Annotated in this window: 27 protein-coding genes; 16 read left to right on the top strand and 11 right to left on the bottom strand. The window is 71.1% G+C overall.

Going from position 1 to position 26,265, the window contains the following annotated elements; translation table 11 throughout:
• The first annotated feature begins 59 nt into the window (after positions 1-59).
• The 3 genes from NKG98_RS08270 to NKG98_RS08280 all read left to right on the top strand — a co-directional run bounded on the left by NKG98_RS08270 (position 60) and on the right by NKG98_RS08280 (position 3,515).
• Complete coding sequence (locus NKG98_RS08270) at positions 60-1,259, top strand: redox-regulated ATPase YchF (protein ID WP_254769182.1); 1,200 nt, start codon at positions 60-62, stop codon at positions 1,257-1,259.
• Positions 1,260-1,305: 46 nt separating this feature from the next.
• Complete coding sequence (locus NKG98_RS08275; protein ID WP_254769183.1) at positions 1,306-1,785, top strand: RidA family protein; 480 nt, start codon at positions 1,306-1,308, stop codon at positions 1,783-1,785.
• Between the two features lie 65 nt (positions 1,786-1,850).
• The gene (locus NKG98_RS08280; protein WP_254769184.1) at positions 1,851-3,515 is read left to right on the top strand and encodes a spermidine synthase; all 1,665 of its coding nucleotides are present in this window, start codon (positions 1,851-1,853) and stop codon (positions 3,513-3,515) included.
• 15 nt (positions 3,516-3,530) lie between these two features.
• Here the strand turns inward: NKG98_RS08280 and NKG98_RS08285 are convergent, their stop codons facing one another.
• Both NKG98_RS08285 and NKG98_RS08290 read right to left on the bottom strand, forming a co-directional pair.
• Positions 3,531-3,956 carry a DUF2391 domain-containing protein gene (locus tag NKG98_RS08285; protein ID WP_254769185.1) on the bottom strand — a complete coding sequence of 142 codons (426 nt, stop codon included), beginning with the start codon at positions 3,954-3,956 and terminating at the stop codon, positions 3,531-3,533.
• 40 nt (positions 3,957-3,996) lie between these two features.
• Positions 3,997-4,599 carry a VOC family protein gene (locus tag NKG98_RS08290; protein ID WP_254769186.1) on the bottom strand — a complete coding sequence of 201 codons (603 nt, stop codon included), beginning with the start codon at positions 4,597-4,599 and terminating at the stop codon, positions 3,997-3,999.
• A gap of 109 nt (positions 4,600-4,708) precedes the next feature.
• On the opposite strand from NKG98_RS08290, the gene arsN2 reads away from it, so the two are divergent.
• The gene (gene arsN2 / locus NKG98_RS08295; RefSeq protein ID WP_254769187.1) at positions 4,709-5,149 is read left to right on the top strand and encodes an arsenic resistance N-acetyltransferase ArsN2; all 441 of its coding nucleotides are present in this window, start codon (positions 4,709-4,711) and stop codon (positions 5,147-5,149) included.
• 93 nt (positions 5,150-5,242) lie between these two features.
• On the top strand, positions 5,243-5,722 hold the full coding sequence (locus NKG98_RS08300) for a hypothetical protein (RefSeq protein WP_254769188.1): 480 nt from the start codon (positions 5,243-5,245) through the stop codon (positions 5,720-5,722).
• A 4-nt stretch (positions 5,723-5,726) separates the two neighbouring features.
• Here NKG98_RS08300 and NKG98_RS08305 read toward each other — a convergent pair whose 3' ends face one another.
• From NKG98_RS08305 to NKG98_RS08325, 5 genes are all read right to left on the bottom strand, one after another.
• Entirely contained in the window at positions 5,727-6,536 is an 810-nt protein-coding gene (locus tag NKG98_RS08305) for an alpha/beta fold hydrolase (protein WP_254769189.1), read from the bottom strand.
• Between the two features lie 53 nt (positions 6,537-6,589).
• On the bottom strand, positions 6,590-8,263 hold the full coding sequence (locus tag NKG98_RS08310; protein ID WP_254769190.1) for a glycoside hydrolase family 13 protein: 1,674 nt from the start codon (positions 8,261-8,263) through the stop codon (positions 6,590-6,592).
• Between the two features lie 48 nt (positions 8,264-8,311).
• Positions 8,312-9,634 (bottom strand): hemolysin family protein, encoded by a 1,323-nt coding sequence (locus NKG98_RS08315; protein ID WP_254769191.1) that lies wholly within the window; start codon positions 9,632-9,634, stop codon positions 8,312-8,314.
• Positions 9,635-9,793: 159 nt separating this feature from the next.
• Positions 9,794-9,976, bottom strand: a complete 183-nt coding sequence (locus NKG98_RS08320; protein ID WP_254769192.1) for a zinc ribbon domain-containing protein — start codon at positions 9,974-9,976, stop codon at positions 9,794-9,796.
• Between the two features lie 73 nt (positions 9,977-10,049).
• Positions 10,050-10,232 carry a DUF7501 family protein gene (locus NKG98_RS08325; RefSeq protein WP_254769193.1) on the bottom strand — a complete coding sequence of 61 codons (183 nt, stop codon included), beginning with the start codon at positions 10,230-10,232 and terminating at the stop codon, positions 10,050-10,052.
• Positions 10,233-10,454: 222 nt separating this feature from the next.
• Between NKG98_RS08325 and NKG98_RS08330 the strand changes: the two genes are divergently transcribed.
• Positions 10,455-12,317: an ArnT family glycosyltransferase gene (locus NKG98_RS08330; RefSeq protein WP_254769194.1), complete on the top strand. Its 1,863-nt coding sequence runs from the start codon at positions 10,455-10,457 to the stop codon at positions 12,315-12,317.
• A 255-nt stretch (positions 12,318-12,572) separates the two neighbouring features.
• Here NKG98_RS08330 and NKG98_RS08335 read toward each other — a convergent pair whose 3' ends face one another.
• Genes NKG98_RS08335 through NKG98_RS08345 form a run of 3 tightly spaced genes read right to left on the bottom strand, consistent with a single transcriptional unit; the run spans position 12,573 to position 14,888 of the window.
• A complete protein-coding gene (locus NKG98_RS08335; protein ID WP_254769195.1) occupies positions 12,573-12,743 on the bottom strand; it encodes a hypothetical protein in 171 nt (56 codons plus the stop codon).
• A complete protein-coding gene (feoB, locus tag NKG98_RS08340) occupies positions 12,740-14,644 on the bottom strand; it encodes a ferrous iron transport protein B (protein ID WP_254769196.1) in 1,905 nt (634 codons plus the stop codon). Before feoB ends, NKG98_RS08335 begins: the two co-directional genes overlap by 4 nt.
• Position 14,645: 1 nt before the next feature.
• On the bottom strand, positions 14,646-14,888 hold the full coding sequence (locus tag NKG98_RS08345) for a FeoA family protein (RefSeq protein WP_254769197.1): 243 nt from the start codon (positions 14,886-14,888) through the stop codon (positions 14,646-14,648).
• A 169-nt stretch (positions 14,889-15,057) separates the two neighbouring features.
• Here NKG98_RS08345 and NKG98_RS08350 point away from each other — a divergent pair, with 169 nt between their 5' ends.
• The 10 genes from NKG98_RS08350 (at position 15,058) to NKG98_RS08395 (ending at position 25,162) form a co-directional block, all read left to right on the top strand.
• A complete protein-coding gene (locus NKG98_RS08350) occupies positions 15,058-15,723 on the top strand; it encodes a helix-turn-helix domain-containing protein (RefSeq protein WP_254769198.1) in 666 nt (221 codons plus the stop codon).
• A 121-nt stretch (positions 15,724-15,844) separates the two neighbouring features.
• Positions 15,845-16,069 (top strand): 4Fe-4S ferredoxin N-terminal domain-containing protein, encoded by a 225-nt coding sequence (locus NKG98_RS08355; RefSeq protein ID WP_254769199.1) that lies wholly within the window; start codon positions 15,845-15,847, stop codon positions 16,067-16,069.
• Positions 16,062-18,353, top strand: coding sequence for a molybdopterin-containing oxidoreductase family protein (locus NKG98_RS08360; RefSeq protein ID WP_254769200.1), 2,292 nt, complete (start codon positions 16,062-16,064; stop codon positions 18,351-18,353). The genes NKG98_RS08355 and NKG98_RS08360 overlap by 8 nt, the downstream gene beginning before the upstream one ends.
• Positions 18,354-18,355: 2 nt before the next feature.
• A complete protein-coding gene (locus tag NKG98_RS08365) occupies positions 18,356-18,985 on the top strand; it encodes a 4Fe-4S dicluster domain-containing protein (protein ID WP_254769201.1) in 630 nt (209 codons plus the stop codon).
• Between the two features lie 5 nt (positions 18,986-18,990).
• Positions 18,991-20,067, top strand: a complete 1,077-nt coding sequence (nrfD, locus tag NKG98_RS08370) for an NrfD/PsrC family molybdoenzyme membrane anchor subunit (RefSeq protein ID WP_254769202.1) — start codon at positions 18,991-18,993, stop codon at positions 20,065-20,067.
• The gene (locus NKG98_RS08375) at positions 20,064-20,687 is read left to right on the top strand and encodes a TorD/DmsD family molecular chaperone (protein WP_254769203.1); all 624 of its coding nucleotides are present in this window, start codon (positions 20,064-20,066) and stop codon (positions 20,685-20,687) included. The genes nrfD and NKG98_RS08375 overlap by 4 nt, the downstream gene beginning before the upstream one ends.
• Positions 20,688-21,012: 325 nt before the next feature.
• Positions 21,013-22,992, top strand: coding sequence for an oxidoreductase (locus NKG98_RS08380; RefSeq protein ID WP_254769204.1), 1,980 nt, complete (start codon positions 21,013-21,015; stop codon positions 22,990-22,992).
• Positions 22,993-23,218: 226 nt separating this feature from the next.
• A complete protein-coding gene (locus NKG98_RS08385) occupies positions 23,219-23,905 on the top strand; it encodes a glycosyltransferase (RefSeq protein WP_254769205.1) in 687 nt (228 codons plus the stop codon).
• A 46-nt stretch (positions 23,906-23,951) separates the two neighbouring features.
• Positions 23,952-24,716, top strand: coding sequence for an aldo/keto reductase (locus NKG98_RS08390; RefSeq protein ID WP_254769206.1), 765 nt, complete (start codon positions 23,952-23,954; stop codon positions 24,714-24,716).
• A gap of 59 nt (positions 24,717-24,775) precedes the next feature.
• Positions 24,776-25,162: a pyridoxamine 5'-phosphate oxidase family protein gene (locus NKG98_RS08395; RefSeq protein ID WP_256558481.1), complete on the top strand. Its 387-nt coding sequence runs from the start codon at positions 24,776-24,778 to the stop codon at positions 25,160-25,162.
• Between the two features lie 6 nt (positions 25,163-25,168).
• Here NKG98_RS08395 and NKG98_RS08400 read toward each other — a convergent pair whose 3' ends face one another.
• Positions 25,169-26,257 carry an NAD(P)/FAD-dependent oxidoreductase gene (locus NKG98_RS08400; protein WP_254769207.1) on the bottom strand — a complete coding sequence of 363 codons (1,089 nt, stop codon included), beginning with the start codon at positions 26,255-26,257 and terminating at the stop codon, positions 25,169-25,171.
• Positions 26,258-26,265 lie beyond the last annotated feature (8 nt).

The following is a 26,265-nucleotide window of genomic DNA, read 5'->3' on the forward strand; positions in this document are numbered from 1 at the left end:
CGTACCACGGCGCCGGCGGAGGGAAAGCCGTTTAGCCGGCCCGGTCTCCACGACGGGTAATGAGCAGGAGTTACCGGATCGGACTCGTCGGCAAACCCTCCGTCGGCAAGTCCTCGTTTTTCAACGCCGCGACGATGAACGACGTGCCCGAGGGGGCCTATCCGTTCACGACCATCGACCCCAGCGTCGGCGAGGCCTACGTCCGCGTCGACTGTGCCGCCCCCGAGTTCGACGAGCAGTGTACCCCCAGCGTCGGCTTCTGCGACGGCGGGACGCGGTTCGTCCCCGTCAAACTCGTCGACGTCGCGGGGCTGATTCCCGGCGCCCACGAGGGGAAGGGACTGGGCAACCAGTTCCTCACGGACTTGAACGAGACCGACGTCCTCGTCCACGTCGTCGACTTCTCCGGGACGACGGACGCGGAGGGCGAACCCACCGAGGGCCACGACCCTCGCGAGGACGTCGCCTTCCTCGAAACCGAACTCGACCAGTGGTACCTCGACGTTCTGGAGAAGGGGATCGAACGGTACGCGTCGGGGTACACCACCGAGGACGACGCCATCGAGGCGGAACTGGCCGAGCAGATGAGCGCGTTCAAGACGACCGAGGACGAGATCAAGCGGCTGATCCGTCGGGTCGGGATCGGCTTCGACCCCGAGGAGTGGGACGACGAGGACAAACTCGCGCTCGCCCGCGAGATCCGCACGGCGACCAAGCCGGTGGTGATCGCGGCGAACAAGATGGACACGCCCGAGGCGCAGGCGAACTACGAGGCGATCACGAACGATCCCGACTACGACCACCTGACGATCGTTCCCTGCAGCGCCCACGCCGAGCAGGCGCTGAAGTCAGCGGACAAGGCGGGCGTCGTCGACTACCGGCCCGGCGACGCCGACTTCGAGATCACCGGCGACGTCTCGAACGAGCAGGAGGCGGGCCTCGAACGGATTCGCGACTTCCTCGTCGACTACGGCGCGACGGGCGTTCAGGCGGCGCTCGAAACCGCGCTGTTCGACGTACTGGGCGTGACGCCGGTGTTCCCGGGCGGCGCGAACGGTCTCGGCAACGAGCGCGGCGAGGTGCTGCCCGACTGTTACCTGCTGCCGCCGGCGTCGACGGCCGAGGAGTTCGCCTACAGCCTCCACTCGGACATCGGCGACGGCTTCCTCCACGCGATCGACTGCCGCTCGAACCGCCAACTGGGCAAGGGGTACGAGGTCAAGCCCCGGGACGTGATCGAGGTCGTCACGACGAACTGAGGGAGCGGAGACTGGGGCTTTAGGTTCCGGGCGACGTACCGTCGGTATGCTCTCGCCTCCGTCGCGGGCCCGCCTGACCGACGTCTTCCTGCGGGACCTCCGCCGGTTCGTCCTCTCGGTCCGCGGGCGGTTCTTCACGAGGCCGAAGCCGGCCGAACCCGCCGTCCTCGTCCCGCGGTCGGCCGACGAGGTCGAACGGCTGCTCGGCGAGCGCCACTTCGAACCCAACTGGGACCTGTCGTTCGCGTACTTCGGGGAGGTGTGTAACCTCCGGCGCGTCGAGTACGTCGCCGACCACCCGACCGGCTACGAGTGGTGGCAGGTCCACGTCCGGGGCTACCACCACCCCGAGGGGATCGAACTGACCGCGCACTTCGAGACCGACCCGAGCGAGTCCCCCGACGCCCACGTCGACCGGGTCGGCATCGACGTCGAGCGCGGCCTCGCGGCGCTCGAACGGACCCTCGACGCCGCGGACGTCGGGTACCGGCGACTCTCGCCGGCCGAGGTCGCGACGCTCGACTGACGGCGGGTCGCCGGAATCGATCGGACCCAACAGGTACTCACCGCTGGAGGTCTTCGAACAGCCTGATGGACGCGGCCCGCTCGACGTACCGACCGACGAAACCCGAACTCGCGGTGTTCGTCTCGGGCGTCGCCAGCATGGGACTCGAGATTCTCGCCGGCCGGATCGTCGCGCCGCAGTTCGGCAGCAGCATCTACACGTGGGGCAGCATCATCACGGTCTTCCTCGCCGCCTTGAGCCTCGGCTACTGGCAGGGCGGCAAGCGGGCGTCGAGGGCGACGGTCCGTCGGCTGACGTGGCTCCTGCTCGCGACGGCCGCCTACGTCGCCGTCGTCGTCTACGCCGGCGACCTCCTCGTCCGCGTCTCGGCGACGCTGCCGCTGCCGCCGCGGTACGCCTCGCTGCCGGCCGTGATCGCGCTGTTCGGCCCGCCGACGTACCTGCTGGGCTTTATCAGCCCGTACGCGGCCGAACTCTCGACGAAGGAGGGGATCGGCGAGGCCTCCGGCCACGTCTACGCCCTCGGGACGATCGGCAGCATCGTCGGCGCGGGCGCCACGACCTACTTCCTGATCCCCGCGCTCGACATCGACGGCATCGGCCTGCTGTTCGGCCTCCTGCTCGTCGGGACGGCCGTCGCGACGGCGCTCCCCTCGCCGGACCGCGAACCGGCGGTCGCGAGCGTCCTCGTCGCGCTGTTGCTCGTCGGCGCCGTCTTCGGCGGGTCGGTCGGCTTCGACCCCCGCGGCGACGTCGTCTACCAGACCCAGACGCCCTACCAGGAACTCGAGGTGATCGACGACGGCGACGTCCGCACGCTGTACCTCGACGGCTCGCGCCACAGCGCCACGGACCTCGACGACCCCGACCGGCACGTCTTCGCGTACACCCGCTACTTCCACCTCGCGATGCTGATGCACGAGAACCCCGAGGAGGTCGACCGGGTCCTCTTTATCGGCGGCGGGGGCTACACCGGCCCGCAGGACTTCGAGCGGCGCTACGACGTGACCGTCGACGTCGTCGAGATCGACCCCGAGGTGACCGAGACGGCGGAGACGTACTTCGGCCTCGACCGCGCGGACGACGACCTGCGGGTCCACACCGCCGACGGCCGGCGGTTCCTCGCGGAGAGCGACGAGACCTACGACGTCATCGTCCTCGACGCCTACAAGCAGGATCAGGTGCCGTTTCACCTGACGACCGCGGAGTTCATGGAACTCACCGAGAGCCGCCTGAGCGAGGACGGCGTGTTGCTGGCGAACGTCATCTCCGCGCCCAGCGGCCCCGCCTCGGAGTTCTACCGCGCCCAGTACGCCACCGCGGCGGCGGCGTACCCGCAGGTGTACGCCTTCCGGACCTCGGAGTCGAGTTCGATCCAGAACGTCGAACTCGTCGCGACGAAAGACGAGACGCGCCTCTCAGAGACCGACCTCGCCGAGCGGAACGCGAACGGCCACCTCCCGACCGACATCGACCTCGCCGACGAGGTCGACGGCTACCTCGCCGAACCGGAGACCGACGACGTCCCCGTCCTCCGGGACGACAGGGCGCCCGTCGACAGCCTCCTCGACCCGATGATGGGCCAGCGGTACGTCATCGAGGAGACCCACGACGGGGGCGACGCGTCCGATTCCGATCCAGAACCGGACCCGGCGATCGCACCCCCGGCGCCGCTCGCCGTCGACGCCGCGCCCGCGAGGACGGCGGCCGCCGGGGCCGTCGCCCCCTGACGACGGCGAGCGGGGTCAGAAGACGCTGTCCGCGGTCGCCGCGCCGACGACGCTGAAGATCGAGCCGACGCTGACCGCCTTGAACGTGGTCAGCGCCGACTCGGTGATCGTCGCGTCGAGGAACGTGTCGGGGGCGCCGAACAGCAGCGCGAGCAGGGTGACCGAGCCGAAGGCGGCGCCCATCAGCGAGAGGAACCGGATCGGGACGCCGACGACCTCCCGTTCGTCGTCCGGGTCGCGGCCCGTATCGGCCTTGTACAGCGCCGCGTAGCCGATCGCGAAGACGACGACGACCGTGAGCAGGGCCTGCAGGACGTTCATGTTGTCCGCGAGCTGCCAGACCTCCTCGGTGACGACGAACGGGCCGGCCAGCAGGAAGCCGCCGACGAGTTGCTGGGCCGAATCGGCGGGCCGGAACCGTCGGTTCCGTCGGAATTTCATGCGCGTCGGTGCGCCCGGAGCGGCAAAACGCTGCTGGTTGTCAGGCGCCGGTCGGCGCGTCGGGCAGGTCGTGGCGCTCGGTCTCGATCCCGAGTTCCTCGAGGGCGGCTTCGAGGTGGTCCTCCGTCGCGTAGTCGGCGCCGTCCGCCTCGCGGAGGCGCTGGGCGGTCGCGAGCACCTCGCCGCGGCGGTCGTCGGGGACGGAGAACTTGTCGGTCGCGAGTTCGATCGTGAGGCCGTTGTGGTCGCGGGTGTACAGCGAGTGGAAGATGCCGCGGTCGAACTCGTTGTAGCCGATCCCGGCCTCCTCGAGGGCCTCGCGGACCTCGACGAACCGCTCGGGGTCGACGCTGAACGCGAGGTGGTGGACCGATCCGACCTGGTGGCGAAGCGGCGCGGGGTCCGACTCCCGGTCGCGGACGAAGAACGTGAGGATCCGGCCGTCGCCGGTGTCGAAGAAGAGGTGCGTCGAGGTCGGGTCGTCGAGGTTCGGCTGGCGGAGCACGAGGGGCATCCCGAGCAGGTCCCGATAGAACTCGATCGTGTCCGCCTCGTTGCTCCCGATCAGGGTGACGTGGTCGGTGCCCGAGAGGTGGATCGGACTCTCCGGCGGTTCGGCGGTGATCTCCGGCGCGTCGGTCATGGCCCCACTAGCGGAGCCGGACACATACGTCTCACCCACGGGGCAATCCGCTCGGACGCGGCCGACGTCGCGGGGAACCTATTAGCCGCCCGATACCGTCACCCGAGACGTGACCGACGCGACCCTGACCCTCCGGCGGGCCGACGCGGACCTCTCGTACGTCGAGAGCCTGCTGGACGCGAACGACCTGCCCTCGCGGGACGTACGGGAGAACCCCGACTGCTTCTACGTCGCGTCCGACGGCGACGACCGGGTCGGCGTCGGCGGGATCGAACGCTACGGCGCCGACGGCCTCCTCCGGTCGGTCGTCGTCGAGCGATCGGCGCGCGGGAACGGCTTCGGGACGGCGCTCTGCGAGGCGCTGGAGGCCGAGGCCCGCGCCGACGGCGTCGAGCGACTCTACCTGCTCACGACGACCGCGGCCGGGTTCTTCGCCGCCCGCGGCTACGCTGAGGTCGAGCGGGCCGACGCGCCGCCCGCGATTCGGCGGACGACCGAGTTCGACGAGTTGTGTCCCGCGACCGCCGCCTGCATGCGGAAGTCGCTGTGACGGCGACGCGCCGACGGGCGCCGCTTATAAAACACACACCGGGACAGGCGAAGGCGTATCCGCGCCCCGTCTCGACGTGCGAACGATCCCTCCGTGCAACTCGATTCTCCCTCCGAGCGATCGACTCGAAGCGAGGCGGTGCCGAACGCCCTCGACGCGCGCGTGCTCGCCGTCGTCGTCGGGGCGGCCGCCCTCGCGGCGTCGCTGAACGTCCCCTACGGCGGTCAACTCGCGGCCGTCGCCGCCTTCGTCGTCCTCGCCGCCGCGGGCGTCGTCGGCCACCTCGTCGGCGAGCGCAGACTGCGACGGCTCACCGGCGACCTCGTCGAGCGGTGGGCCGACGCGGGCGGCCGGATCGAGGACGTGACCCGCTCGTCGGCGGGCCTGCGGACCGAGTGGACCGTCCGCACGCCCGAGGGGCCGGTCACCGTCGGCGGACTGGCGCTGGCGCCGATCTCGCGGCTCTCGGTCGAGTGGCGGGGGACGGGCGACGCGTTCCCGGCCGCCGAGGTCGAGGCCGACCTCGACCGGTTCGCCGAGCAGTGGCACGCCGAAATCTTCGACCTGCAATAGGGCCTCACCGCGACTCCGTCCGGCCGGCGATCGCCCGCCGGTCGAACCGCTTCAGGGCGTCGACGTAGCCCTCCGGCCGGTGGAGGTTACAGATGTGGCCGGCGTCCGCGAGCACCTCCACGCGGGCGGTTCGCGCCGCGGCGGCGTGGTCCTGCTCGCCCCGGCGCATGACGAGGTCCGTCTCTCCGTTGAGCACGAGCGACGGCCCCGGGTAGGCGGCGAACGCGGCCCGGAAGTCCCGGCCCGCGAGGTGGGGGCCCGCGACGCCGAACTGCCGCGGGTAAAAGCCCGACTCGACGATCTCGCGTTCGACCTCGGGGTCGAGGTCGCGCGAGCGGACCCAGCGCTCGGCGAAGTCGCGGACGCGCCCCTCGATTCCGTCGCTGCGGGTCGCCAGCCGCGCGAGGGCGCCGGTCGCTCGCGTGAGGAGGTTCATCCCGCCGACGGGGTTGGCGCTGCTGCCCGAGATCACCAGCCCGTCGACGTCCTCGGGGTTGCGGCGGGCGTACTCCGTCGCGAGGTAGCCCCCGAGCGAGAGGCCGACGAGCAGCGTCCCGCCGTCGGTCGCGCCGGTCTCGGTCGCGATCACCCCCTCGAGGAGTTCCAACGCGGGTTCGAAGGCGAACGTCTCGTCCGCCCGGTCGCCGTGGCCGGGCAAATCCGGCGCGACGACCCGGTACTCCTCGGCGAGCGCCCGCCGCTGGGGCGCCCACATCGCTCGCGTCATCGCCGCGCCGTGGACGAACACGACCGGCTGGCCGTCGCGGGGGCCGACGACGTCGACCCCCCGTCGCTCCGGTGTGCTTCCGCTCATCTCGTCCGACGTACGGTTCTCCGGCCCGTAAACCCCATGCCGGCGACGGCCGCTTACCGAGTGCGCTCGTACACCCGCGCCTCGTAGGGCCGCAGGGTCACCGCGCCGTCGTCCCCGTCCGTGCCGTCGTCGGGGTAGTTGCCGATCAGGAGGGCGGCGTCGGCGAGGCCCGGCACCTCGACGGTCGGCTCGCCGTCGAAGAAGTTACAGGCGACGACTAGCTGCTCGTCGTCGAGCGTCCGGCGGTAGGCGAACACCTCGGGGTGGTCCGGCAGGAGGTGCTCGTACTCGCCGTAGACGAAGACGTCCCGGTCGCCGCGGAGTTCGATCAGGTCGCGGTAGTAGTGCCAGACCGAGTCGGGGTCGGCGCGGGCGGCCTCGACGTTGATCTCGTCGTAGCCGTCGTTGACCCCGATCCACGGCTCGCCGTCGGTGAAGCCGGCGTGCTCGTCGGCGGACCACTGCATCGGCGTCCGGGCGTTGTCCCGCGAGCACTCCTCGACGATCGGGCGGACCTCCTCGTAGGCGTCGGACGCGTCCGACGCGAGCGCCTCCGCGACGAAGTTCTCGGCCCAGACGTCGCGGATCTCGTCTGGGTCCTCGAACGTCGCGTTCGTCATGCCGATCTCCTGTCCCTGGTAGACGAACGGCGTCCCCTGCAGGGTAAAGAGGACGGTCGCCAGCATCTTCGCGGACTCCTCGCGGTGGCGGCCGTCGTCGCCGAACCGCGAGACGGCCCGGGGCTGGTCGTGGTTGCTCCAGTACAGGCAGTTCCAGGCCTCGCCGGCGAGTTCGGTCTGCCAGCGCGAGAGGATCGCCTTCAACTCGACCAGATCGAGGTCGACCGGGTCGTACTTGCCGTCGCCGCGGTCGACGCTCACGTGCTCGAAGTGGATGGCCATGTTGAGCGCCCGGTCGTCGCCGACGTACTCGGTGGCCGTCTCGGCGGCCATGCCGACCGTCTCGCCGACGGTCACCGCGTCGTACGCCGAGAGCACCGCCTCGTTCATCTCGGCGAGGTACTCGCCCAGTCGAGGGCCGTTCACGAACCGGTCGGCGCCGACCGGCCACACGTCCGGGTCGCCGTCGGGCAACCCCTCGGGTTTGGAGACGAGGTTGATGACGTCCATCCGGAAGCCGTCGATGCCCTTCTCCAGCCACCACGTCATCATCTCGTAGACGTCCTCGCGGACGGCCTCGGTCCGCCAGTTCAGGTCTGGCTGGCTCTCGTCGTAGAGGTGCAGGACGTACTGCCCGCGCTCCTCGTCGTACCGCCACGCGGGGCCGCCGAAGAACGATTCCCAGTTGTTCGGCGGTTCCTCGCCGCCGTTCCGGCCGTCGCGCCAGTAGTAGTAGTCGGCGTAGGCCTCGTCGCCCTGTCGCGAGTGGACGAACCAGTCGTGTTCCTCGGAGGTGTGGTTGACCACGAGGTCCATGATCAGCCGCATGTCCCGGTCGTGGAGTTCGGCCAGCAGCGTCTCCCAGTCGTCCATCGTGCCGAACGCCGGGTGGATCGACCGGTAGTCGGCGATGTCGTAGCCGTTGTCGGCCATCGGCGACTCGTAGACGGGGTTGAGCCAGACGACGTCGATACCCAGGTCGTCGAGGTAGTCGACCTTCTCGACGATTCCCGGGAGGTCGCCGACGCCGTCGCCGTCGCTGTCGTTGAAGCTCCGCGGGTAGACCTGGTAGACGACCGCCTCCTTCCACCATGCGCGTTCGGTCATGCGACCCGTTCGTTGGGGGCGGGGATACTCGTTCTCATCGGCCGACCGTCACTCCGGGAGGTCGGCCGTCGCGCCCTCGCGGACGACGACCTCGGTGACGCGCGAGCCGTCGACCGCGGCGACTTCGAGGGCGTGGTCGCCGACGGTGACGCGGTCGCCGGCTTCGGGGACGCGACCCAGCCGTTCGAGCACCAGTCCGCCGATCGTCTCGACGTCGTCGCTCTCGAACGCGGTCCCGAGCGTCTCGTTGACCGCCGCGAGCGGGAGGCCCCCCTCGACGGCGTGGGCGCCGTCGGCGACCGTCTCGATCGGCGTCCGGCCGTCGTCGGGGTCGAACTGGTCGCGGATGTCGCCGACGATCACCTCGACGAGGTCCTCGACGGTGACGACCCCCTCGAACGAGCCCCACTCGTCGATCACGGCGGCGACCTGCCGGCTCTCGTCTTGCAACTGCGCGAGGAGGTCGTCGACGCGCGTCGTCTCCGGGACGACGGTGATCTCGCGGGCGAGGTCGTCCGCCGTGGTCGACGGGTCGGCCGAGTCGAGCGCCAGCAGGACGTCCTTGACGTCGACGAGGCCGACCACCTCCTCGTCCTCGCCGACGACGGGGTAGCGGGTGTGGCCCTCCTCGGCGACGACGGCCCGGAGTTCCGACAGCGTGGCGTCGGCGGGCACGCTCACCACGTCGGGCCGGGGGATCATCACCGCGCGGGCGGTCGTGTCGTCGAGTTCGAAGACGCGCTCGATCATCTCCACCTCTTCGGCGTCGACCTCGCCTTGCCGGCCCGACCGCGAGAGGACCATCCGGATCTCCTCCTCGCTGAGGGTCTCCTCGGTCTCGGAGGCCGGCGAGACGCCGATCAGCCGGGTGAAGTAGTTGGCCGTGCCGTTGAAGACGACGATGCCGGGGACGAACAGGTAGTAGAAGCCCTTCATCGGCGCGGCGACCAGCAGCGAGATGCGTTCGGCCTCCTGGATGGCGATCGTCTTCGGCGCCAGTTCGCCGAAGACGACGTGCAGAAAGGTGATGGTGCCGAAGCCGATCCCGAACGCCGCGAGGTGGATCGCGCTCTCCGGGAGGACGGGCCCGAGCGCCGCTTCGATCAGCGCCGCGACCGCGGGCTCGCCGATCCAGCCAAGGCCCAGCGAGGAGATCGTGATGCCGAGTTGGGTGACCGCGAGGTAGTCGTCGAGGTTGTCGACGGCCTCCTGCAGGACGGTCGCGCCCGGCCGTCCCTCCTCGACGAGCGTCTCGACGGTCGTCGACCGGATCCGGACGAACGCGAACTCGGCGGCCACGAAGAAGCCGTTGAGGAACACGAGGAAGAACGCGACCAGTAGCCGGGCCGCGGAGAACGCGACGTCTACCATACTCCCCTCCGTCTCTCGAGGGCCGGGCCGGTGTGACACCCCTCGCTTGGACGCGTCGGGGTCCCGACGGAGCCGGACCGCTCGAAGGAACCGTCGATCATACCGGCCATAGTCATCGCCATCACAAAACGATGGCGTCGTGGTCGCCGGGGGTCGGCGCTACGTCGCCTCGGCGTCGCGGGGGACCACGTCCTCGCCGCCGCAGTTCGGACACCGGTCCCGGGGTGCGTACAGCAGTTCGCCGCAGTCGCGACAGACGTGGCTCGCCTCGTCTTCGGCTACGTCCTCGACCTTCCGCTTGAACCGCTCGACCCGCTCGCCCAGATCGCGAAACAGGCTCATCGATCGCCCACCGCCGTGAAGGGCCGTGCCATGTACCGACGTGGCGGGCGAGGCGGATAAACGCTGGGTTCGGTCAGCCGCTCCACTCGCCGGCGAGGTCGCCGGCGACGTTCTCCCGCCAGACGCCGAAACTCGACTCGCAGTCGGCGCTCTCGGCGAGGTGGTCGACGAAGCCGGCGCCGGGATCCGCGAGGTCGCCCCCGCAGAAGGGGCAGGTCCCGGGGTCGCTCCAGTTCGTGGTCGTGTTCACTGCCATACCCGGACGTTCGCCGGCATCGCATATAATGTTAATCGGTTAATATATAATATTCTTAGTATGTGGTTATATCCCGATAATATACTTTGTATCCGTCGCGACGGCGCCGGCGTTCGGCCTCGGGGCCGTGGTCGAGGCCCTCGTCCACGTCGATCCCGTCGGCGCCCGGAAGGGGCCGGGTACGGCTATTTCCGGCCCCGTCACGATCGTTGCGGCGAGTCGATGTCCGAGCGGCGAGCGGCCGAGCGACCGTCGAAGCGGATTCGGAGAGTCGTCGCGGCGCCGCTCGCGCCGTTGCGGTTCGCGTTCCGGACCCGCCGGGATCGGATCGCGGTCGCCGTCCTCCTCGTCGCCGGCGCGTACGTCTACTACGTCGACCTCGGCGGGTTCACCCTCCAGTCGTACGACGAGGCGATCTACGCGAACCTCGCCCGGGGGCTGATCCGGGGCGGGCCGTGGATCGTCCCGCGGGTCGACTGGGCGGCCGACGGCGCCGTCGTCTCGGAGATGCCGTTCCTCCAGAAGCCCCCGGGCGCGTTCTGGCTCGAGGCGCTCTCGATGCTCGCGTTCGGGGCCACCGAGTTCGGCGCGCGCTTCCCGTCGGCGACGTTCGCGGTCGCCACGGGCGTCCTCGCGTACGTCTTCGGGCGCGACGTCTTCGACCGGCGGGCGGGGTTCGTCGCGGGGCTGGTCTGGCTGACGACGCCGCAGGTCTTCGCGGGGATGAACGGCGGGCGCAACGGCGGCACCGACACCGCGCTCGTCTTCTTCGGGACGCTGTTCGTCTACCTCGTCTGGAAGGGCGTCGCGGAGGACCGCCGGTTCCTCGCCTACGCGGGACTCCCGGCGGCGGGCGCGCTCCTCGTCAAGGGGCCGGCGGCCGGCACCTACCCGCTCGCGCTCGTCCCGCTCGTCGCCGCCGACCTGGCCGGCCGGCGACGGCTGCTCTCGCGGGCGGCGGCCGTCGGCGCCGCGACGACCGTCGCGCTCGCGCTCCCGTGGGCGCTGCTCGCCTGGGGTCGCTACGGCGACCTGTTCGTCGAGGAGTACCTGATCAAGCACGTCCTCGACCGGGCGGGAGGCTCGTTCGGCCCCGCCCGGGAGGCGACGTTCGGCTTCATGGCGTACCCCTACTTCCGGCGGCTCCCCTCGTACTTCGACCCGTGGATCTACTTCCTGCTGCCGGCGGTCGTCGCGACCGCCGTCGTCGCGGTTCGCTCGCGGGGCGCCGACCGGCGCCCCGGACGCGACCCCCTCCGGGACGCGCTCTTTCTCGCGTGGTGGTTCGGTGCCGTCCTCGGCTTCTACGCGGTCACCGGCAACCAGGCCTGGTACGTCCTCCCGATCTACGTCCCGGCGGGGCTGCTGATCGGCCGTCTGGTCTCGCTGGCCGCGAGCGCCCGGGGGGCCGACCGGGCGCTCGCGCGGGCCGGCCTGCTCGCCGGCGGCGCGCTCGCGCTGACCGTCACGTACCGCCTCGACGTCCGCCCCCTCGTCGAGTACCGCCTGCAGGCCTCGGTTCCGGGCGGGATCGCGTTCGCGCTCGCGCTCGGCGCCGCGGTCGCCGTCCTCGTCGCGGAGCCGCGACTCGACGCCGCGCTCCGCCGGCGACTCCCCTCGCCGGACGCCTCGCGGGTCCGTACGGCCGCGTTCGTGCTGCTCTCCCTGCTGGTGGTCGCGACGGTCGCTACCCCCGTCTCGATGGGCGGGAGCGACCTGCAGCGCCAGCAGGAGGCCGTCGGCGCGCTGATCGACGAGCAGGCGCCCCCGGACGCCACCGTCTACGTCGTCCCCGAGAGCACGCGCGCCGGCGGCTTTCACGCCCTCGCGTTCTACGCCGACCGGCCGATCGAACCGGCGACGCCGGAGCGACTCGCCTCCGGAGGCGAGGGCGAGGCCGCGTACCTGTTCGCCCGCGCGGGAGACATCTCCGGCCTCGATCGAGAGGTCCGCGTCGTCGGCACCGTCCGGGCGGACGGCGAGACGTACGTCCTCCTCGAACTCGCGCCGGTCGCGTCGTCGGAACGCGTCGCGGCCCGTCATCCCCCGAAGAACGAAGCCCGGGGTACGTCGGGGACCGGGTGATCGACGGAGACTGACACGGCGAGCGGCCCTCCGGGCTGGCCTCGCGGGAGCGACGGCGTCCGCGGCCGTCGCGGGGAGCCGAGGCGAACGCACCGACTTCGAGACGATACGGGTCCCGCGGGACCGGCCGACGGTTCAGGACGCCGTCGACGCGGCGAGCGAGGGAGACCTCGTGCTCGTCGACGAGGGGAGCTACGAGGAGGCCGTCGAGGTCTCGACGCCGGGGCTCACCGTCCGCGGCGTGAGGGAGAGCCGTCACTCGTCCTCGCGGCCGCCGAGGAGCCACCGACTGAGGCCCGTGAACGTGCCGCTGCAGGCGTCACAGCTGCCGCAGTCGAGGACCGAGCAGTTCAGCGGGCTCCCACAGCGGGGGCACCGCGCGTGGTCGAACCGATCGATTTCGTAGTCGCAGGTTGGACACTTCATAGGAAACTCACCACCGTCGCGAGGATCGCCCCGACGAGGAACGCCACGATCCACGAGCCGACCCACATGAGCACGCCGCTGGCGAGGCTGCGCTCCTTGACGATCATCGCCATCGAGAGCACGCAGGGGACGAACAGCGTGATGACGACGAGGCCGACGAACGTCTCCGCCGGGGCGAGCGCGAGGTCGGTCATCCCGGCGGCGGCGAAGTCACGCCGGACCAGCCCGAGGACGAGCACCTGCCCGAACTCGGCGGGGAGGCCGATCAGGTCGGTCAGCGGACGCAGGCTCCGGACGACGGCGGCCAGATAGCCCGCGTACTCCGCGACCGAGATGAGGACGGCCGTGACCGCAAACAGCGGGATCGCCTCCGCGAGGAACCCCTTCGTGCGCGTCGCCGTCTTCCGGAGCACGTCGCCCGCGCGGGGGCGTCGCAGCCGCGGCAACTCGGTCACGAGCCCCTGGCTCTCGCCGGGCAGGGTGCGGTCGAGGAACGCGCCGGCGACGCCGAACACGAGCAGGATCACCCCGACGTAGGCGAACCACCAGCCGAGTCCGAGGGCGCCCAGCAGGCCGAGGATGATCCCGAGCTGTGCCGAACACGGGATGGCGAGGCCGAGCAGGGCCGTCGAGATGAGCCGCTCGCGACGCGAGCCGGCGATCCGGGTCGAGATGACGGCCATCGTCACGCAGCCGAGGCCGACGATCATCGGGATGACCGCCCGGCCGTTGAGGCCGATCCGCGACAGCCCCCGGTCGGTGAGCACCGCGATCCGGGGCAACAGCCCGGAGTCCTCGAGGGCCCCGATCACGAGGTAGAAGGCGACGACGAGGGGGAGCAACACCCCCAGGAGGTACTGGACGGTCACCGTGAGCAACCCGAGGTTGTCGTTGACGAGGACGAACCGGAGCGGCTCGGCCGCCCCGCCCGCCGGCAGGAGTGCGTCGACGACGTCGACGACCCACGGGACGTAGTACGCCTCGAAGACCGCGAGTTCGAGGAAGTCGACGAGCCGCTGGGCGACGAGGTCGCCGACGAGCAGGTAGATCAGGCCGACGCCGACGAGTGCCAGCGGGGTCCCCGTCCGCGGGTCGAGCAGCAGGTCGTCGACCGCGTCCGCGAGGGCGCGACCGTCGCCGGTCGACGACCGCACGGCCTCGACGGTCGCGTCGACCCGCCGGCGCCGGTGTTCGTAGACCTCGTCGCGCAGCGACGGCAACTCGACCGTCGACGTGCCGCCGTCGACGCGCACGTCCGCGTCCGTCACGCGGTCGAGCGTCGGCCGGTCCTCCTCCGCGAGCAACACCCGCTCGGCGCGCGTGGCGTCGACGTCGGGGAGGCGGTCGAACCACTGCTGCACCGGCGTCTCCTCGGGAGCGGTCGCCTCCGCGACGGCTTCCCGGAGGTCGTCGACGCCCTCGCCGTCGACCGCGACGGTCGGCACGACGGGAACGCCGAGTTCGGCCGACAGCGCGTCGACGTCGATCTCGTCGCCGTTGCGCCGCGCCTCGTCTATCACGTTGAGCGCGACGACGGTCGGAACGCCCATATCGAGCAGCTGGTAGGTGAGAAAGAGGTCGCGGTCGAGCTGGGTCGCGTCGACGACGTTGATCACCGCGTCGGCGTCGAGGACGACCTGCCGTGCCACCCGCTCCTCCTCGGAGAACGACGAGATGCCGTACGTGCCCGGCGCGTCGACGAGGTGTCCGCCGTCGAACGTCCCGGCGGTGGCCTCGACGGTCGTCCCCGGGTAGTTCGAGACGTCGACCTCGCGGTCGGCGAGCGCGTTGAACAGCGCGCTCTTGCCGACGTTCGGCGCCCCGACGAGCGCGACGGTCCGCGTCGCGTCCGCTCCGGGCGCCCCCCGTTCCCGTTCGTCACCGCCGTGGTGGTCGTGCATCTCAGTCCGCGTCGGACGAGACGGTGATCCGGTCGGCGACGGACGCCCCCAGCGCCACCGTCGTCCCGTTTCGCTCGACGATCACCGGGCCGTTCGAGATGCGGCTCCGACAGGTGACCGGCCCGTCTAGCAATCCGATCCGCAGCAGGTGCGCCCGGACATCGTCGTCGGGCACCGTCCGGATGCGAACCCGCTGGCCGGCGTTCACTCCCGACAGCCGCCGTGCCGACGTCGTCACGCCCATCTTTAGGTGTCCCTAAAGTCGGAGGAGACTTGTACCGTCTCACCCGTTCCCGTCGGCTGGCCACCGTCGGAACGTTTATTGTTCACGACCGGACGGCCGCCGATCCGTCGCCTTCTCACCCGGTGGGAAACGTGTGAGTACCTATCACCCGGTGCTCGTAAGCTCGCGTATGCGCCTCGAGCGTTCGGGCGCCGAAGTCGGTTCGGACGACCACCCGATGGAAGAGCGTCCCCTCCGGGTGGTCCTCGAGGTCGACCGCGGCGGGCCGTGTTTCATGGACGACCTCGACGGCCACGTTATCGACGTCGACGTCAGGTTCGACGACGACCGGTGTAACTGCGACGTCACGATCAGGGAACGCGGCGCGGACGGCGAGCGGGTCTGTACGCGGTTCTCCTCCAGCGACATCTGCGATCACTGTCCCGGCGTCGTCTTCTCCGAGTACGGCTGCATCCCCCGTTACCTCAAAGTCGACGCCGGCTCGTTCGTGATGGAGACGTACGTCGAGGACACGGAGACGGTCGCGTCGCTCGTGGCGGACATCCGCGCGGTCTGTCGGCGGGCCACCGTTCGGAGCATCGTCTCGACGGCCGACGTCGAGTTCGACGAGATCAGCTACGTCGACGTCTCGAAGCTGACGGCGAAACAGCGGGAGGCCGTCCACTGGGCCAAGCGGGCCGGCTACTACGACCCCGACTCCGACGTCTCGCTCCGGGAACTCGCCGGGAAAGTAGGCGTCTCCCCGTCGGCGCTCTCCCAGCGGCTCCAGCGGGCCGAGGCGAACGCGATGCGCCAGCTCTCCTGTGAGTGTCGCTGCTGGCGGGACGGCGACTGACCCGCCGGAGGCCGGAGAGGCGACGAGTCGTCGCCGGCCATCTCGAACGGTTATAAAACCTTAACCGGTCCCGAGTTCGGCCTATGCCGGCGACCGACGTGGTTCGACGTGTGGGCCACGTATGACCCTCGACGACCAGAACCCGCTCGAGCGCCTCGAAGCGCTCGACACCGAACCGGAACCGGGCGAGTACGATCAGGATCTCGGTCGTCGGATCGGACGGGACGCCGTCCGCGTCTGGCGGGGCGAGCTCTCCGAGGCGGAGTTCTATCGCCGGTACGACGAGGCGCTTCGCGCGACGTTCGGCGACGAGTACCGCCCGCCCGAGGTGATCGCCGATGAGTGACTCCTGGCGGGACGACGCCGGACTCACCCGCCGAACCCTCCTGAAGACGACGGGCGTCGTCGCGGGAGCGGCCGGCCTCGGCGGCTGCCTCTCGGGACGCTCCCCGGCCGACGCCGCGACCGGCGCGGCGTTCAAGGGCGAGACCGCCTTCGGCAACTGCTGGATCTGCTATCACAACTGCGGCCAGCAGGTGCGGGTCAGAGACGACACGGTCGTCGACGTCACCGGCGTCGACGGCCACCCGCGCGGGAGCGCGGGGGCGGGGCGAAACGGCACGGTCTGTCCGAAGGGGCAGACGCAGGTCGACAAGACCCACGACCCGGAGCGGATCAAGCGGCCGTACGTCCGCGAGGACGGCGAGCTCCGGGCGGCCACGTGGGACGAGGCGTTCGAGTACGCCGCCCAGCGGCTGCAGGCGTTCGACGAGGAGCACGGCGCGGAGACGTTCCTCGACGCGACGAGCTGGGCGGAGACGCCGATCACCACCCAGCTGTGGCGCAACCTCTACGGGACGCCCGAGCGGATCAGCCGCGGCGTCCACGTCTGTGCCGGCCCCACGTTCGTCGCGGGCGGGATGATGGGCGTGGGCTCGAACAGCCGGGTGCCCGACTACCAGAACGCCGAGTACCTCATCATGTGGGGGCGTAACGTGTTCGAGTCCTTCGCCGGCCAGTTCGAGGCGAAAGGCGTCCTCGAGGCGCTCGAGAACAACGGCGCGACGCTGGTGACGATCGACCCCCAGCACACCGAGACCGCCCAGAAGTCGGACGTGTGGCTGCCGATCGAGCCCCGGACCGACGGCGCGCTCGCGCTAGCGATGGCCAACGTCATCGTCGAGGAGGGGCTGTACGACGAGACGTTCGTCGAGGAGCGGACCTACGGCTTCGACGCCTACCGCGAGGCGGTCGAGGACAAGACGCCGGAGTGGGCCGCCGAGATCACGGGGCTCGACCCCGGCGACATCCGCGAGGTCGCCGTCGGCTTCGCGGAGGCGGCTCCCAGCGCCGGCATCAGCGTCTGGACGGGGACCGCACAGGTCGGCAACGGCTGGAAGGCCGCCCAGAACATCATCGCGCTGAACGGGCTGGTCGGCAACGTCGACCGGCCCGGCGGGCTCCGCATGTGGCAGGGGACGCCGCTCGCGGACCCGTTCGAGGTCCGCGGGGTCGACCTGCCGAACAACGCCGCGGGGAAGACCCCCGCGCTCCAGCGATACGACGAGTACGCCGACTACCCGGTCCGACACCTCGTGGGGATCGCGCACAACCTCGTCCCGGAGATGGTCGAGAACGGCCACATCAACGGCATCTACTGCCACCACGACATGCCGCTGAAAGACGGCAACGCGGAGGCGTGGCTGGCGGCCATCGAGGAGATGGACCTCGTGATCGCCGTCGACGTCTACTGGAACGGCGTCAGCCGGAACGCGGACGTCGTGCTCCCGGAGGCGACCCAGCTAGAGAAAGACACCCTCGGCACCGGCAGCTGGAGCGCCTACAACGACCGGCAGTGGGTCACGGGGTCGAAAGCCGCCGTCGACCCGCAGTTCGACACGAAACCCGACTTCGACATCGTCGTCGGCATCGCCGAGGCGATGGGCTGGGGCGAGTACTTCCCGTGGGACTCCCACGAGGAGTTCATCGACGACCAGCTCTCGGTCCACGACCTCACCCTCGCGGAGGTGAGCGGCGGCGACCGGAACTACGAGCTCCTCGGGGAGTACGGCTACGAGCAGTGGACCGACGACGAGGGCTGGGTGTTCCGGTTCGACCTCGACGAGGTGCCGGCGTTCGCGCAGGCGGCCGAGGAGGCCGGGATGGACACCGCCCCCGAGTGGGTCCCACCCGGCACGTACGGGGACGAGACCGACGAGGAGTACCCGCTCGAGTTCTACGACACCCGGGCGGTGTTTTTCTCCCACGGCAGCACGCAGGCCCGGCCGCGCTCGCGCGAGGCGTACGCGAGGCGCCACGACCTCGCGGACCGGGACTACCGCGGCAACTACCTCGTCATCAACCCGAGAGACGCGGCCGAGCGGGGCATCGAAACCGGGGACATGGTCGCCGTCGAGTCGGCGACCGGACGCGGCGAACTGATGGCCTACGTCTCCGAACGGACCCGACCCGGGTTCGTGACGACGGAGTACGGCTTCGGCGAGGGGTCGACCCAGCCCGACGAGGAGGGACTGAACAGCATGCGACTCCACGACACCCAGATGGACCCGATCACCGGACAGCCCGACAGGCACCTCGCCGTGGACGTCTCGCCGACGGGGGGTGAGTGACGATGGGCGAGCAGTGGATGTTCTACTTCGATCCGAACCGCTGTCTCGGCTGTCAGGCCTGCTCGGTGGCGTGCAAGGTCCGCCACGGCCGGGACCCCGACGCGGACGAGTGGCGGACGGTCCACCACCTCCGGCGCGGCGAGTACCCCGACTTCGAGGACGTGCCGATCTCGATGTCGTGCATGCACTGTCACGACGCCCCCTGCGAGAAGGTGTGTCCGCCCAACGCCATCGAGAAGCGCGAGGAGGACGGCATCGTCACCGTCGACCGGGACCGCTGTATCGGCTGTCACTACTGCGGGTGGGCGTGTCCGTACGGCGCGCCGACGTACGGCGACGACGGCCTGATGTCGAAGTGCAACCTCTGTCTCGGCGAGGGGCCCGGCGGCGGCGCCGGCCAGCCCGAGCGGAAGACCCCCGAGGAGGGCGGCTCCACCCCGGCCTGCGTCGACAACTGCGTCGGCGAGGCGCTGAAGGCCGGCCCCCAGAGCGAGGTGATGGCGGAGGCCTCCCGGGCGGCCGCCGAGCGCTTCGAGAACGGCGTCTACGACGGCCGGGTGATCGTCGAACCGGTGCGGGAGGACGACGAGGCCGACGCGCTCGCCGACGGCGACGGGTGGCTCGACGGGTGATCGCCATGAGCGTCACACTCCAGCCGCTGTTCGTCGAGTACCACTGGCTCCCGGCCGACTACTGGGACCTCTCGATCGCGGTCTACCTCTTCCTCGCGGTCGTCGCCGGGGGCGGCTACCTCGCCGGCGCGTCCGCGTCCCTCTGGCGGACGGTCGCGAGCGACGCGTCGGCCGCGGCCGACCGCCGGCGGGCGGAGATCGCCCGCTGGGGGTTCCTCGTCGCGGTCGTCGGCGCCGCGGGCGCGGGGCTGGCGGTGCTCTCGCACCTCGCGGCGATCTCCCGCGCGCTCCTGTTCCCGATCTACCTCACGAACGCCGGCTCGTGGATCACGATCGGGACCTGGATCCTCGTGGCCCTCTCGGCGGTCGCCGTGCTCTCGCTGGTCCTGGAACTGTTCGGCGAGGAGGCCGCCACCGCCGAGGGCGCGGGCCTGTTCCCGCGGGCCGTCGCGGCGGCGATCGGGCTGTGTGACCCGCTGGACCGGCTGGTCGACCGCCTCGATCCGTCGCCCGCGACGACCGCCGCGGTGTCCCTGCTCGGGAGCCTCCTCGCGGTCGGGACCCTCTACACCGGGTTCGAGCTGGCGGTCGTCGAGACGGTGCCGCTGTGGAACCGGCCGACGTTGCTGCCGCCGGCGTTCCTCGCGAGCGGGGTCGCCGCGGGGACGGGGCTGGCGCTCGCGCTGGCGTTGCTGTTCGAACGTCGACTCGACCGGGTGGCGGGCGCGTACGCCGTCGCCGTCGCCACCCTCTCGGGGGCCAGCCTCGGGATCGTCTGGGGCGGCTGGACCGACCTCGCGGCGAGCGACGCGCCCGCCGCCGAGGCGTCCCACGCCGCGCTCGCCGGGGGGACGCTCGAACCGGCCGTCTGGCTCGTCGTCGCCGGGTTCGTCGTCCCGCTGGTCGTCGGTCTGGCGGTCGGGCTCGGCGCGCTGTCCGAGCGGCTCTCGCCGGGGTTCGAACGGGTCGGCGGCCCCGCGCTGATCGGCTCGGTCGCGCTGCTGTTCGCGGGCGGGCTCGCTCTCAGGGTGGTGCTGTTGCTGGCGGCCGCACAGGACCCCGTGGTGGTGGTGCTCCCGTGACGTCCGAGGCGTCGCCCGGAACCCGGACGCCGGCGGCGACCGCGGACCGTCTCGAACGGCTCGCGGAACTGTACGCGCTGCTGTCGCGGGTCTTCGCGTTCCCCGACGACGACGTCGTCGAGGCGCTCGACGACGGGCGCTACGAGGCCGCCCTCCGCGACCGCGCCGAGGCACTCGGCGTCGAGGTCGAGTCGCCCCCGCGGGCGGGGTCTCCCGGGGAGCTCCGGGAGGAGTACCTGCGCAGCTTCGAGGCGTACGAGGGCGCGTTCGCGCCGCCCGTCGAGTCGGTCTACGAGCCCTGGTGGGACGGCACCGAGCGCGAATTGCTGTCCGGCCCCACCGCGGTCGACATGCGGCGCCGGTACGAGGCGATCGACGCGGACCTCCCGTCCGGGTACCCGCCCGATCACGTCGCGTTGCTGCTGGAGTACGGGAGCCTCCTGCTCGAGGCGGGCGAACGCGAGGCGTACGAGCGGTTCCACGAGGCGCACTTCGACTGGATCCCGTCGTTTCGCCGCCGGGTCGAGCGCACGTCGGAGTCGGCGTTCTACCGGTGGGCGGTCGCGTCGCTCGACCGCGTCACCGGAGCGGCCGACGGCGCGGTGTGCGGTCGCGAGTAGCCGGTCGGCGGCCGGTTCCGCCGCCGGAAGGCGGGGCCGCGCGACGTCCGTTCGATCCGCGACCGCCGTTCGGCGTTTTCCTTCGATGCGTTCACGCCGCGTCGTCCGAACGCACCGTGAAACGCGTTCGGCGCATACCGTGATGTTCGTGGCCCTCGCGAGGGCCGCGTTTCCGGGGCTCGCCTACCGCGTCGACGACGTCTCCTCGCGTCTCGGCGACGCCGACACCTCACGGGGTGTCACCGCCACCCGACCGCCCTCATAACTGGGTTAATAATTCCGTCGAAGGGTGATGGGGACCGTCACCCAACGTCCGAACGGGAACATGACGGAGCACGAGATACTCTTCGAGCCGACGACGATCGGGGAGATGGACGTCCGAAACCGGCTGGTGATGCCGCCGATGGGCACCAACTACGCCGACGAGAACGGCGCCGTAACCGAGCGGATGCTCGATTACTACGCGGAGCGCGCTCGCGGCGGCGTCGGGATGGTCGTCGTCGAGGTCGCGGCGGTCGAGTACCCGGCCGGCAAGGCAATCACCAGACAGCTGCGGATCGACGACGACAAGTACGTCGCCGGGCTCTCCCGGCTGGCCGACCGCATCGGCGCCCACGGCGCCCGGAGCGTCGTCCAGATCCACCACGCGGGCCGGCAGACGACGACGGGGACGACCGAGGGGGTCCGGCCGGTCGCGCCGTCCGCGGTTCCCGACGGGTTCCTGGGGACCGAGCCGCGACCGCTGGAGGCGGCCGAGGTCGAAGCGATGACCGAGCGGTTCGTCGACGCCGCCGAGCGGGCGCAGGCCGCCGGATTCGACGGCGTGGAGCTCCACGCCGCACACGGCTACCTCGTCGGGCAGTTCATCTCGAGCCGCACTAACCGCCGCGACGACAGGTACGGCGGCGACCTCGAGGGTCGCATGACGTTCCCGCTCGACATCGTGGACGGGATCAGAGAGCGGGTCGGCGACGGGTTCACGGTCGGCGTCCGGCTCAGCGCCGACGAGTTCGTCGAGGGGGGCAACGACCTCGCGGACGCGAAGCGGGCCGCGAGCACGTTCGAGGAGTCGGGGGTCGACTACGTGAGCGTCACCTCGGGCATCTACGAGTCGATGCCGAAGCTCCTCGAACCGATGCGCTTCGAGGAGGGGTGGCGGACGTACCTCGCCGACGAGATCGGCGACGTCGTCGACGTGCCGACGATCGCCGTCGGCTCCATCCGGCAGCCGTCGACGGCCGCCGCGACCCTCGAGGCGGGCCACGCGGACCTCGTCGCCGTCGGCCGCGGGCTGATCGCGGACCCCCACTTCCCGCGGAAGGCGAAGGCGGGACGGGTCGCCGACATCAACCGGTGTATCGGCTGTAACCTCGGCTGTCTCGGCGAGGGGATCTTCGCCGACCGGACGATGGGCTGTACCGTCAACCCGACGGTGGGCCGCGAACGCGAGTTCGCGACCCTCGAGAAGGCGCCCGAGACGAAGCGGGTGCTCGTCGCCGGCGGCGGCCCGGCGGGCGCCGAGGCCGCCGCGTGGGCCGCCGTCCGCGGCCACGACGTGACGCTGTACGAGGAACGCGAGGCGATCGGCGGCCAACTCGAACTCGCGGCGGCGCCGCCGGGACGGGGGAAAATCGAGTGGTTCCGGGAGCACCTGGAACGCGAACTCGACCGACACGAGGTCGACGTTCGCCTCGGCGAACGCCTCGACCGTGAGACCGTCGAGCGGGCTGACCCGGACGCCGTCGTCGTCGCGACGGGTGCCCGCCCGGGCGTCCCGGACGTCGACGGCGCGGCGGACGAGGACGTCCTGCAGGTCTGGGACGTCCTGACCGGCGCGGTCCCCGACGACGCCGACTCGGTCGCGATCGTCGGCGCCGGGCAGGCGGGCATCGAGACCGCGGAGTTCCTGGCGGATCGTGGCATCGAGGTGACGCTCCTCGAGATGCGCGACGAGATCGCCCCCGAGATGGAGGCGATCACCCGGTTCGACGTGCTCGAACGGTACGGGGAGCGAGACGACATCTCGTGGCACACCGGCGTCCGGGTGACGGCGATCGAGGACGGGACCGTCGTCGCGGCGGCCGAGGACGGGACGGAACGGCGGTTCGAGGCCGACGCGGTCGCGCTGGCGACCGGCAGCGAGCCGAACGACGGCCTCGTCGAAGCGCTCGCGGACGTCGACGCGGACGTCTACGTCGTCGGCGACGCGCGCGAGCCCGGGAACATCCTGCACGCGGTCGAGGAGGGCTGCGAGACCGGGCTCTCGATCGGCGCCCGCTACCCGACTACCAGTCCGACGCGGTAGTCGTTCGACGCTCGCGTCGGTCGTGCGGTGATTCTTCCGCTCTGGTGTTAGGTTAGAAACGTGGCCTCGGCACTCATAGGGCTCGTCACCGCCGGGTGCCGAGTCCGGCTCGGAGCGGGTGCGTCGTCATCGGCCGGCCGAGGGTACGAACGCCACCGAAAAGACGGTTCGGGTCGCCGTCCCGGAGGGTGAGGCTTAAGCGGCGTCGGCGACGACGACCCGACCGATGCCCGCGCGCCCCCTCGAATGCGATACCGACCCGGTCGTCAGCTTCGTCGTTCCGGCGCGAAACGAGGCGGCGTACCTCCGGGGAACGCTCTCGAGCCTCGCCGCGCTCGACACGGCCTACGGGTACGAGGCCGTCGTCGTCGACGGGAACTCCACGGACGCGACCCCGGAGATCGCCCGCGAGTACGGCGCGCGGGTGGTCGCCGGCGACGGGGACGGGGTCGCCAGCGCGCGCAACCGCGGCGCCGAGCGCGCCGCCGGCGAGTGGCTGGCGTTCGTCGACGCCGACACCGCGGTGCGGGCGAACTACCTCACCGCGATGCTGGGGTTCGTCGAGGCCGAGGGGATGGAGGCGGCCTCCTCGTACTGCCGGATCACCGGCCCCCGCCGCGGGAAGCTGGTGGAGGCGACGATCAACCACGTCTTCTCGCGGCTCCGGCGACCCGTCCTGCCGGGGTTCAACTTCTTCGTCCGCCGCGGGACGTTCGAGGCGGCCGGGGGCTTCCCGGACGTGCCAAACGAGGACACCGCGCTGAGCCGCGAACTCGCCCGCGAGGTGCCGACGGGCTACTGCCGGCGGGTGCTCGTCGAGAGCTCCGGCCGGCGGATCGCCGCGAGGGGGCTGACGGGGACGCTGTGGTACTACGCCCGGCTGGACCGGGAGCGGATCGCCGCGGACTACTGAGTGCCAGACCGCGGGGCTTCTTGTCCGTCGCCACGAGAGCCGACGTATGAACCTGCCAGCCGTCGGACTCGGGACGATGGGGATCGAGGAGCCGGCCCCGATCGAGACCGCCCTCGAACTGGGCTACCGGCACCTCGACACCGCCCAGATCTACGGCAACGAAGCCGTCGTCGGCGAAGCGATCGCCCGGAGCGACGTCCCCCGCGAGGCGCTGACCGTGGCGACGAAGGTGTGGGCCGACAGCCTCGCGCCCGCGGACGTCCGCCGGACGACCGCGGAGAGCCTCGACCGGCTGGGGCTGGCGTCCGTCGACCTGCTGTACGTCCACCGGCCGATCGAGACGTACGACCCCGAGACCACCCTGCCCGCCTTCGACGCCCTGCGCGAGGCGGGGACGGTCCGCGGCGTCGGCCTGAGCAACTTCACCCTCGCGGACCTCGGGACCGCCCGCGAGGTCCTCGACGCGCCGATCGCCGCCCATCAGGTCGAGTTCCACCCGCTGTTCCAGCCCGACGCGCTCCTCGATCACGCCCGCGAGCGCGGCTACCCGCTCGTCGCCTACTCGCCGCTCGCCGGCGGCCGCGTCCGCGACGTCGAGGAAGTCGTCGCCGTCGCCGAGAAACACGACGCCACGCCCGAGGCGGTTTCGATCGCGTGGCTGTGCGGGAAGGAGAACGTGGTGCCGATCCCGAAAGCGAGCAGCCGAGCGCACCTCGAAGCGAACCTCGCCGCCCGGGACCTGGACCTCGACGACGAGGACGTGCGGGCGATCGACGGGATCGAGCGCACCGAGGAGCTGTTCCCCGAGTGAGCGCCGAGGTGCGATAGAGGCGGCCCGGAAACTTTGTCGCTACGCGTCGTGGAGTCCTCGTGACCGAGATCCCCGACGAGGCCGAACGGCTGTTAGAGAGCGAGCCGCTGATGGCCCACCTGGCGACCAGCGTCGACGACCGCCCGCACGTCGCGCCGGTCTGGTACCACTACGACGACGGGACGGTCGAGATCGTGACCACCGGCCGGAAACTCGGAAACGTCCGCGAGAACCCGCGGGTCGCGCTCTCGGTCCAGAAGGACGAGGACGGCGACCCGCGGTGGGCCGCGACGATGCTCGGCCGCGCCCGCGTCGTCGACGACGAGACCGAGAGCCGGGCGGCGAGACGCCGGATCAACGAGAAGTACGGCGCCGACCCGGACGCCTACCCGGAGAACGCGCTCGTCCGGATCGACCTCGGCTCCGTCGCGTACTGGACGTACTGACGGCGGTCACTCCTCCGTCTCCGGCCGCGGCTCGCGGAGCCCGGGCAGCGGTTCGAGGTCGCGCAGGCGGCGCATCCGCGCGCGGAGGTCCGGGGGCGCGCCCGGCGGGCCGTCCGCGTCGGCCGACTCGCCCGCCAGTTCGTCGAGCGACTTCGGATACGGCCGGAGGTCCTTGTGGATCGCGATACCGGCGCGGGCGCCGTCGCCGATCGCGATCGTCGTCTGGTTCTGGCCGTGGGTGACGTCGCCGACGGCGTAGGCACCCTCGACGCTCGTCTCGCGGCGCTCGTCGACGGCGACGGCGCCGTCGCCGTCGAGGTCGCAGCCGAGGTCGGCCGCCAGATCGGAGGCGTACTCGGTGCCGTACATCGCGAAGCCGCCGCGGTAGTCGCGGTCGGCGCCGTCGGCGAACGAGAGGCCGCCGAGTCGGGGCTCGTCCTCTTCCGCCTCGCCGTCGGCGTAGACGGAGACGACCTCCGCGTCGACGCGCTCGATCGGGTGCGCCTCCACGAGGGCGCCGGTCTCCTCGTCCCACTCGGGGTCGCGGCCGTCCAGCAGGAGGTCGACGTCGTCGGTGAAGTTGCACATCGTCATCGCCACGTGGGCCGCGTGCTCGTCGTGGCCGAGGACGAAGACGGGCGCGTCGCCGAGCGCGTAGGCGTCGCAGTGCAGACAGTAGTGCAGCCCCCGGCCGGTGAACCGGCGCAGGCCCGACACCTCGGGGGGCAGGTCCCTGAAGCCGGTCGCGAAGACGACGCGCTCGGCCGCGAGCGTCCCGCGGGAAGCCTCGACGCGGAACCGGTACCCGTCCGCGCTCCCTTCCTCGCCGTCGACCCGTTCCACCCGCTCGACGGCGTCCGGGTAGAAGTCGCCGCCGTAGGTTTCGAGCTGGCGGACGCCGTGTTCGGACAGTTCGCTGCCCGAGACCGCCTCGGAGACGCCGAGCAGGTTGTGGACGTGGCTGACCGCCGCGTGGCGGCCGCCTTCCTTCTCGACCACCGCGGTCCGGTGGCCGAGTCTGGTCGTGTACAGCGCCGTCGTCAGGCCGGCGGGGCCGCCGCCGATCACGACGACGTCGTATCGAGGCTCGCTCATACGTCGTC

The sequence above is a fragment of the Salinilacihabitans rarus genome (genome assembly GCF_024296665.1).
In the GTDB taxonomy this organism is placed as follows: Archaea; Halobacteriota; Halobacteria; order Halobacteriales; family Natrialbaceae; genus Salinilacihabitans; species Salinilacihabitans rarus.

Coding starts and splice junctions, on each gene's coding strand:
- NKG98_RS08305 (WP_254769189.1), bottom strand. CDS start 6,536: ATGAGCGGAAGCACACCGGAGCGACGGGGGGTCGACGTCGTCGGCCCC.
- NKG98_RS08310 (WP_254769190.1), bottom strand. CDS start 8,263: ATGACCGAACGCGCATGGTGGAAGGAGGCGGTCGTCTACCAGGTCTAC.
- NKG98_RS08385 (WP_254769205.1), top strand. CDS start 23,219: ATGCCCGCGCGCCCCCTCGAATGCGATACCGACCCGGTCGTCAGCTTC.
- nrfD (WP_254769202.1), top strand. CDS start 18,991: ATGAGCGTCACACTCCAGCCGCTGTTCGTCGAGTACCACTGGCTCCCG.
- NKG98_RS08365 (WP_254769201.1), top strand. CDS start 18,356: ATGGGCGAGCAGTGGATGTTCTACTTCGATCCGAACCGCTGTCTCGGC.
- NKG98_RS08345 (WP_254769197.1), bottom strand. CDS start 14,888: ATGGGCGTGACGACGTCGGCACGGCGGCTGTCGGGAGTGAACGCCGGC.
- feoB (WP_254769196.1), bottom strand. CDS start 14,644: ATGCACGACCACCACGGCGGTGACGAACGGGAACGGGGGGCGCCCGGA.
- NKG98_RS08280 (WP_254769184.1), top strand. CDS start 1,851: ATGGACGCGGCCCGCTCGACGTACCGACCGACGAAACCCGAACTCGCG.
- NKG98_RS08320 (WP_254769192.1), bottom strand. CDS start 9,976: ATGAGCCTGTTTCGCGATCTGGGCGAGCGGGTCGAGCGGTTCAAGCGG.
- NKG98_RS08270 (WP_254769182.1), top strand. CDS start 60: ATGAGCAGGAGTTACCGGATCGGACTCGTCGGCAAACCCTCCGTCGGC.
- NKG98_RS08350 (WP_254769198.1), top strand. CDS start 15,058: ATGCGCCTCGAGCGTTCGGGCGCCGAAGTCGGTTCGGACGACCACCCG.
- NKG98_RS08380 (WP_254769204.1), top strand. CDS start 21,013: ATGACGGAGCACGAGATACTCTTCGAGCCGACGACGATCGGGGAGATG.
- NKG98_RS08400 (WP_254769207.1), bottom strand. CDS start 26,257: ATGAGCGAGCCTCGATACGACGTCGTCGTGATCGGCGGCGGCCCCGCC.
- NKG98_RS08315 (WP_254769191.1), bottom strand. CDS start 9,634: ATGGTAGACGTCGCGTTCTCCGCGGCCCGGCTACTGGTCGCGTTCTTC.
- NKG98_RS08335 (WP_254769195.1), bottom strand. CDS start 12,743: ATGAAGTGTCCAACCTGCGACTACGAAATCGATCGGTTCGACCACGCG.
- NKG98_RS08355 (WP_254769199.1), top strand. CDS start 15,845: ATGACCCTCGACGACCAGAACCCGCTCGAGCGCCTCGAAGCGCTCGAC.
- NKG98_RS08285 (WP_254769185.1), bottom strand. CDS start 3,956: ATGAAATTCCGACGGAACCGACGGTTCCGGCCCGCCGATTCGGCCCAG.
- NKG98_RS08275 (WP_254769183.1), top strand. CDS start 1,306: ATGCTCTCGCCTCCGTCGCGGGCCCGCCTGACCGACGTCTTCCTGCGG.
- NKG98_RS08390 (WP_254769206.1), top strand. CDS start 23,952: ATGAACCTGCCAGCCGTCGGACTCGGGACGATGGGGATCGAGGAGCCG.
- NKG98_RS08360 (WP_254769200.1), top strand. CDS start 16,062: ATGAGTGACTCCTGGCGGGACGACGCCGGACTCACCCGCCGAACCCTC.
- NKG98_RS08325 (WP_254769193.1), bottom strand. CDS start 10,232: ATGGCAGTGAACACGACCACGAACTGGAGCGACCCCGGGACCTGCCCC.
- NKG98_RS08330 (WP_254769194.1), top strand. CDS start 10,455: ATGTCCGAGCGGCGAGCGGCCGAGCGACCGTCGAAGCGGATTCGGAGA.
- NKG98_RS08290 (WP_254769186.1), bottom strand. CDS start 4,599: ATGACCGACGCGCCGGAGATCACCGCCGAACCGCCGGAGAGTCCGATC.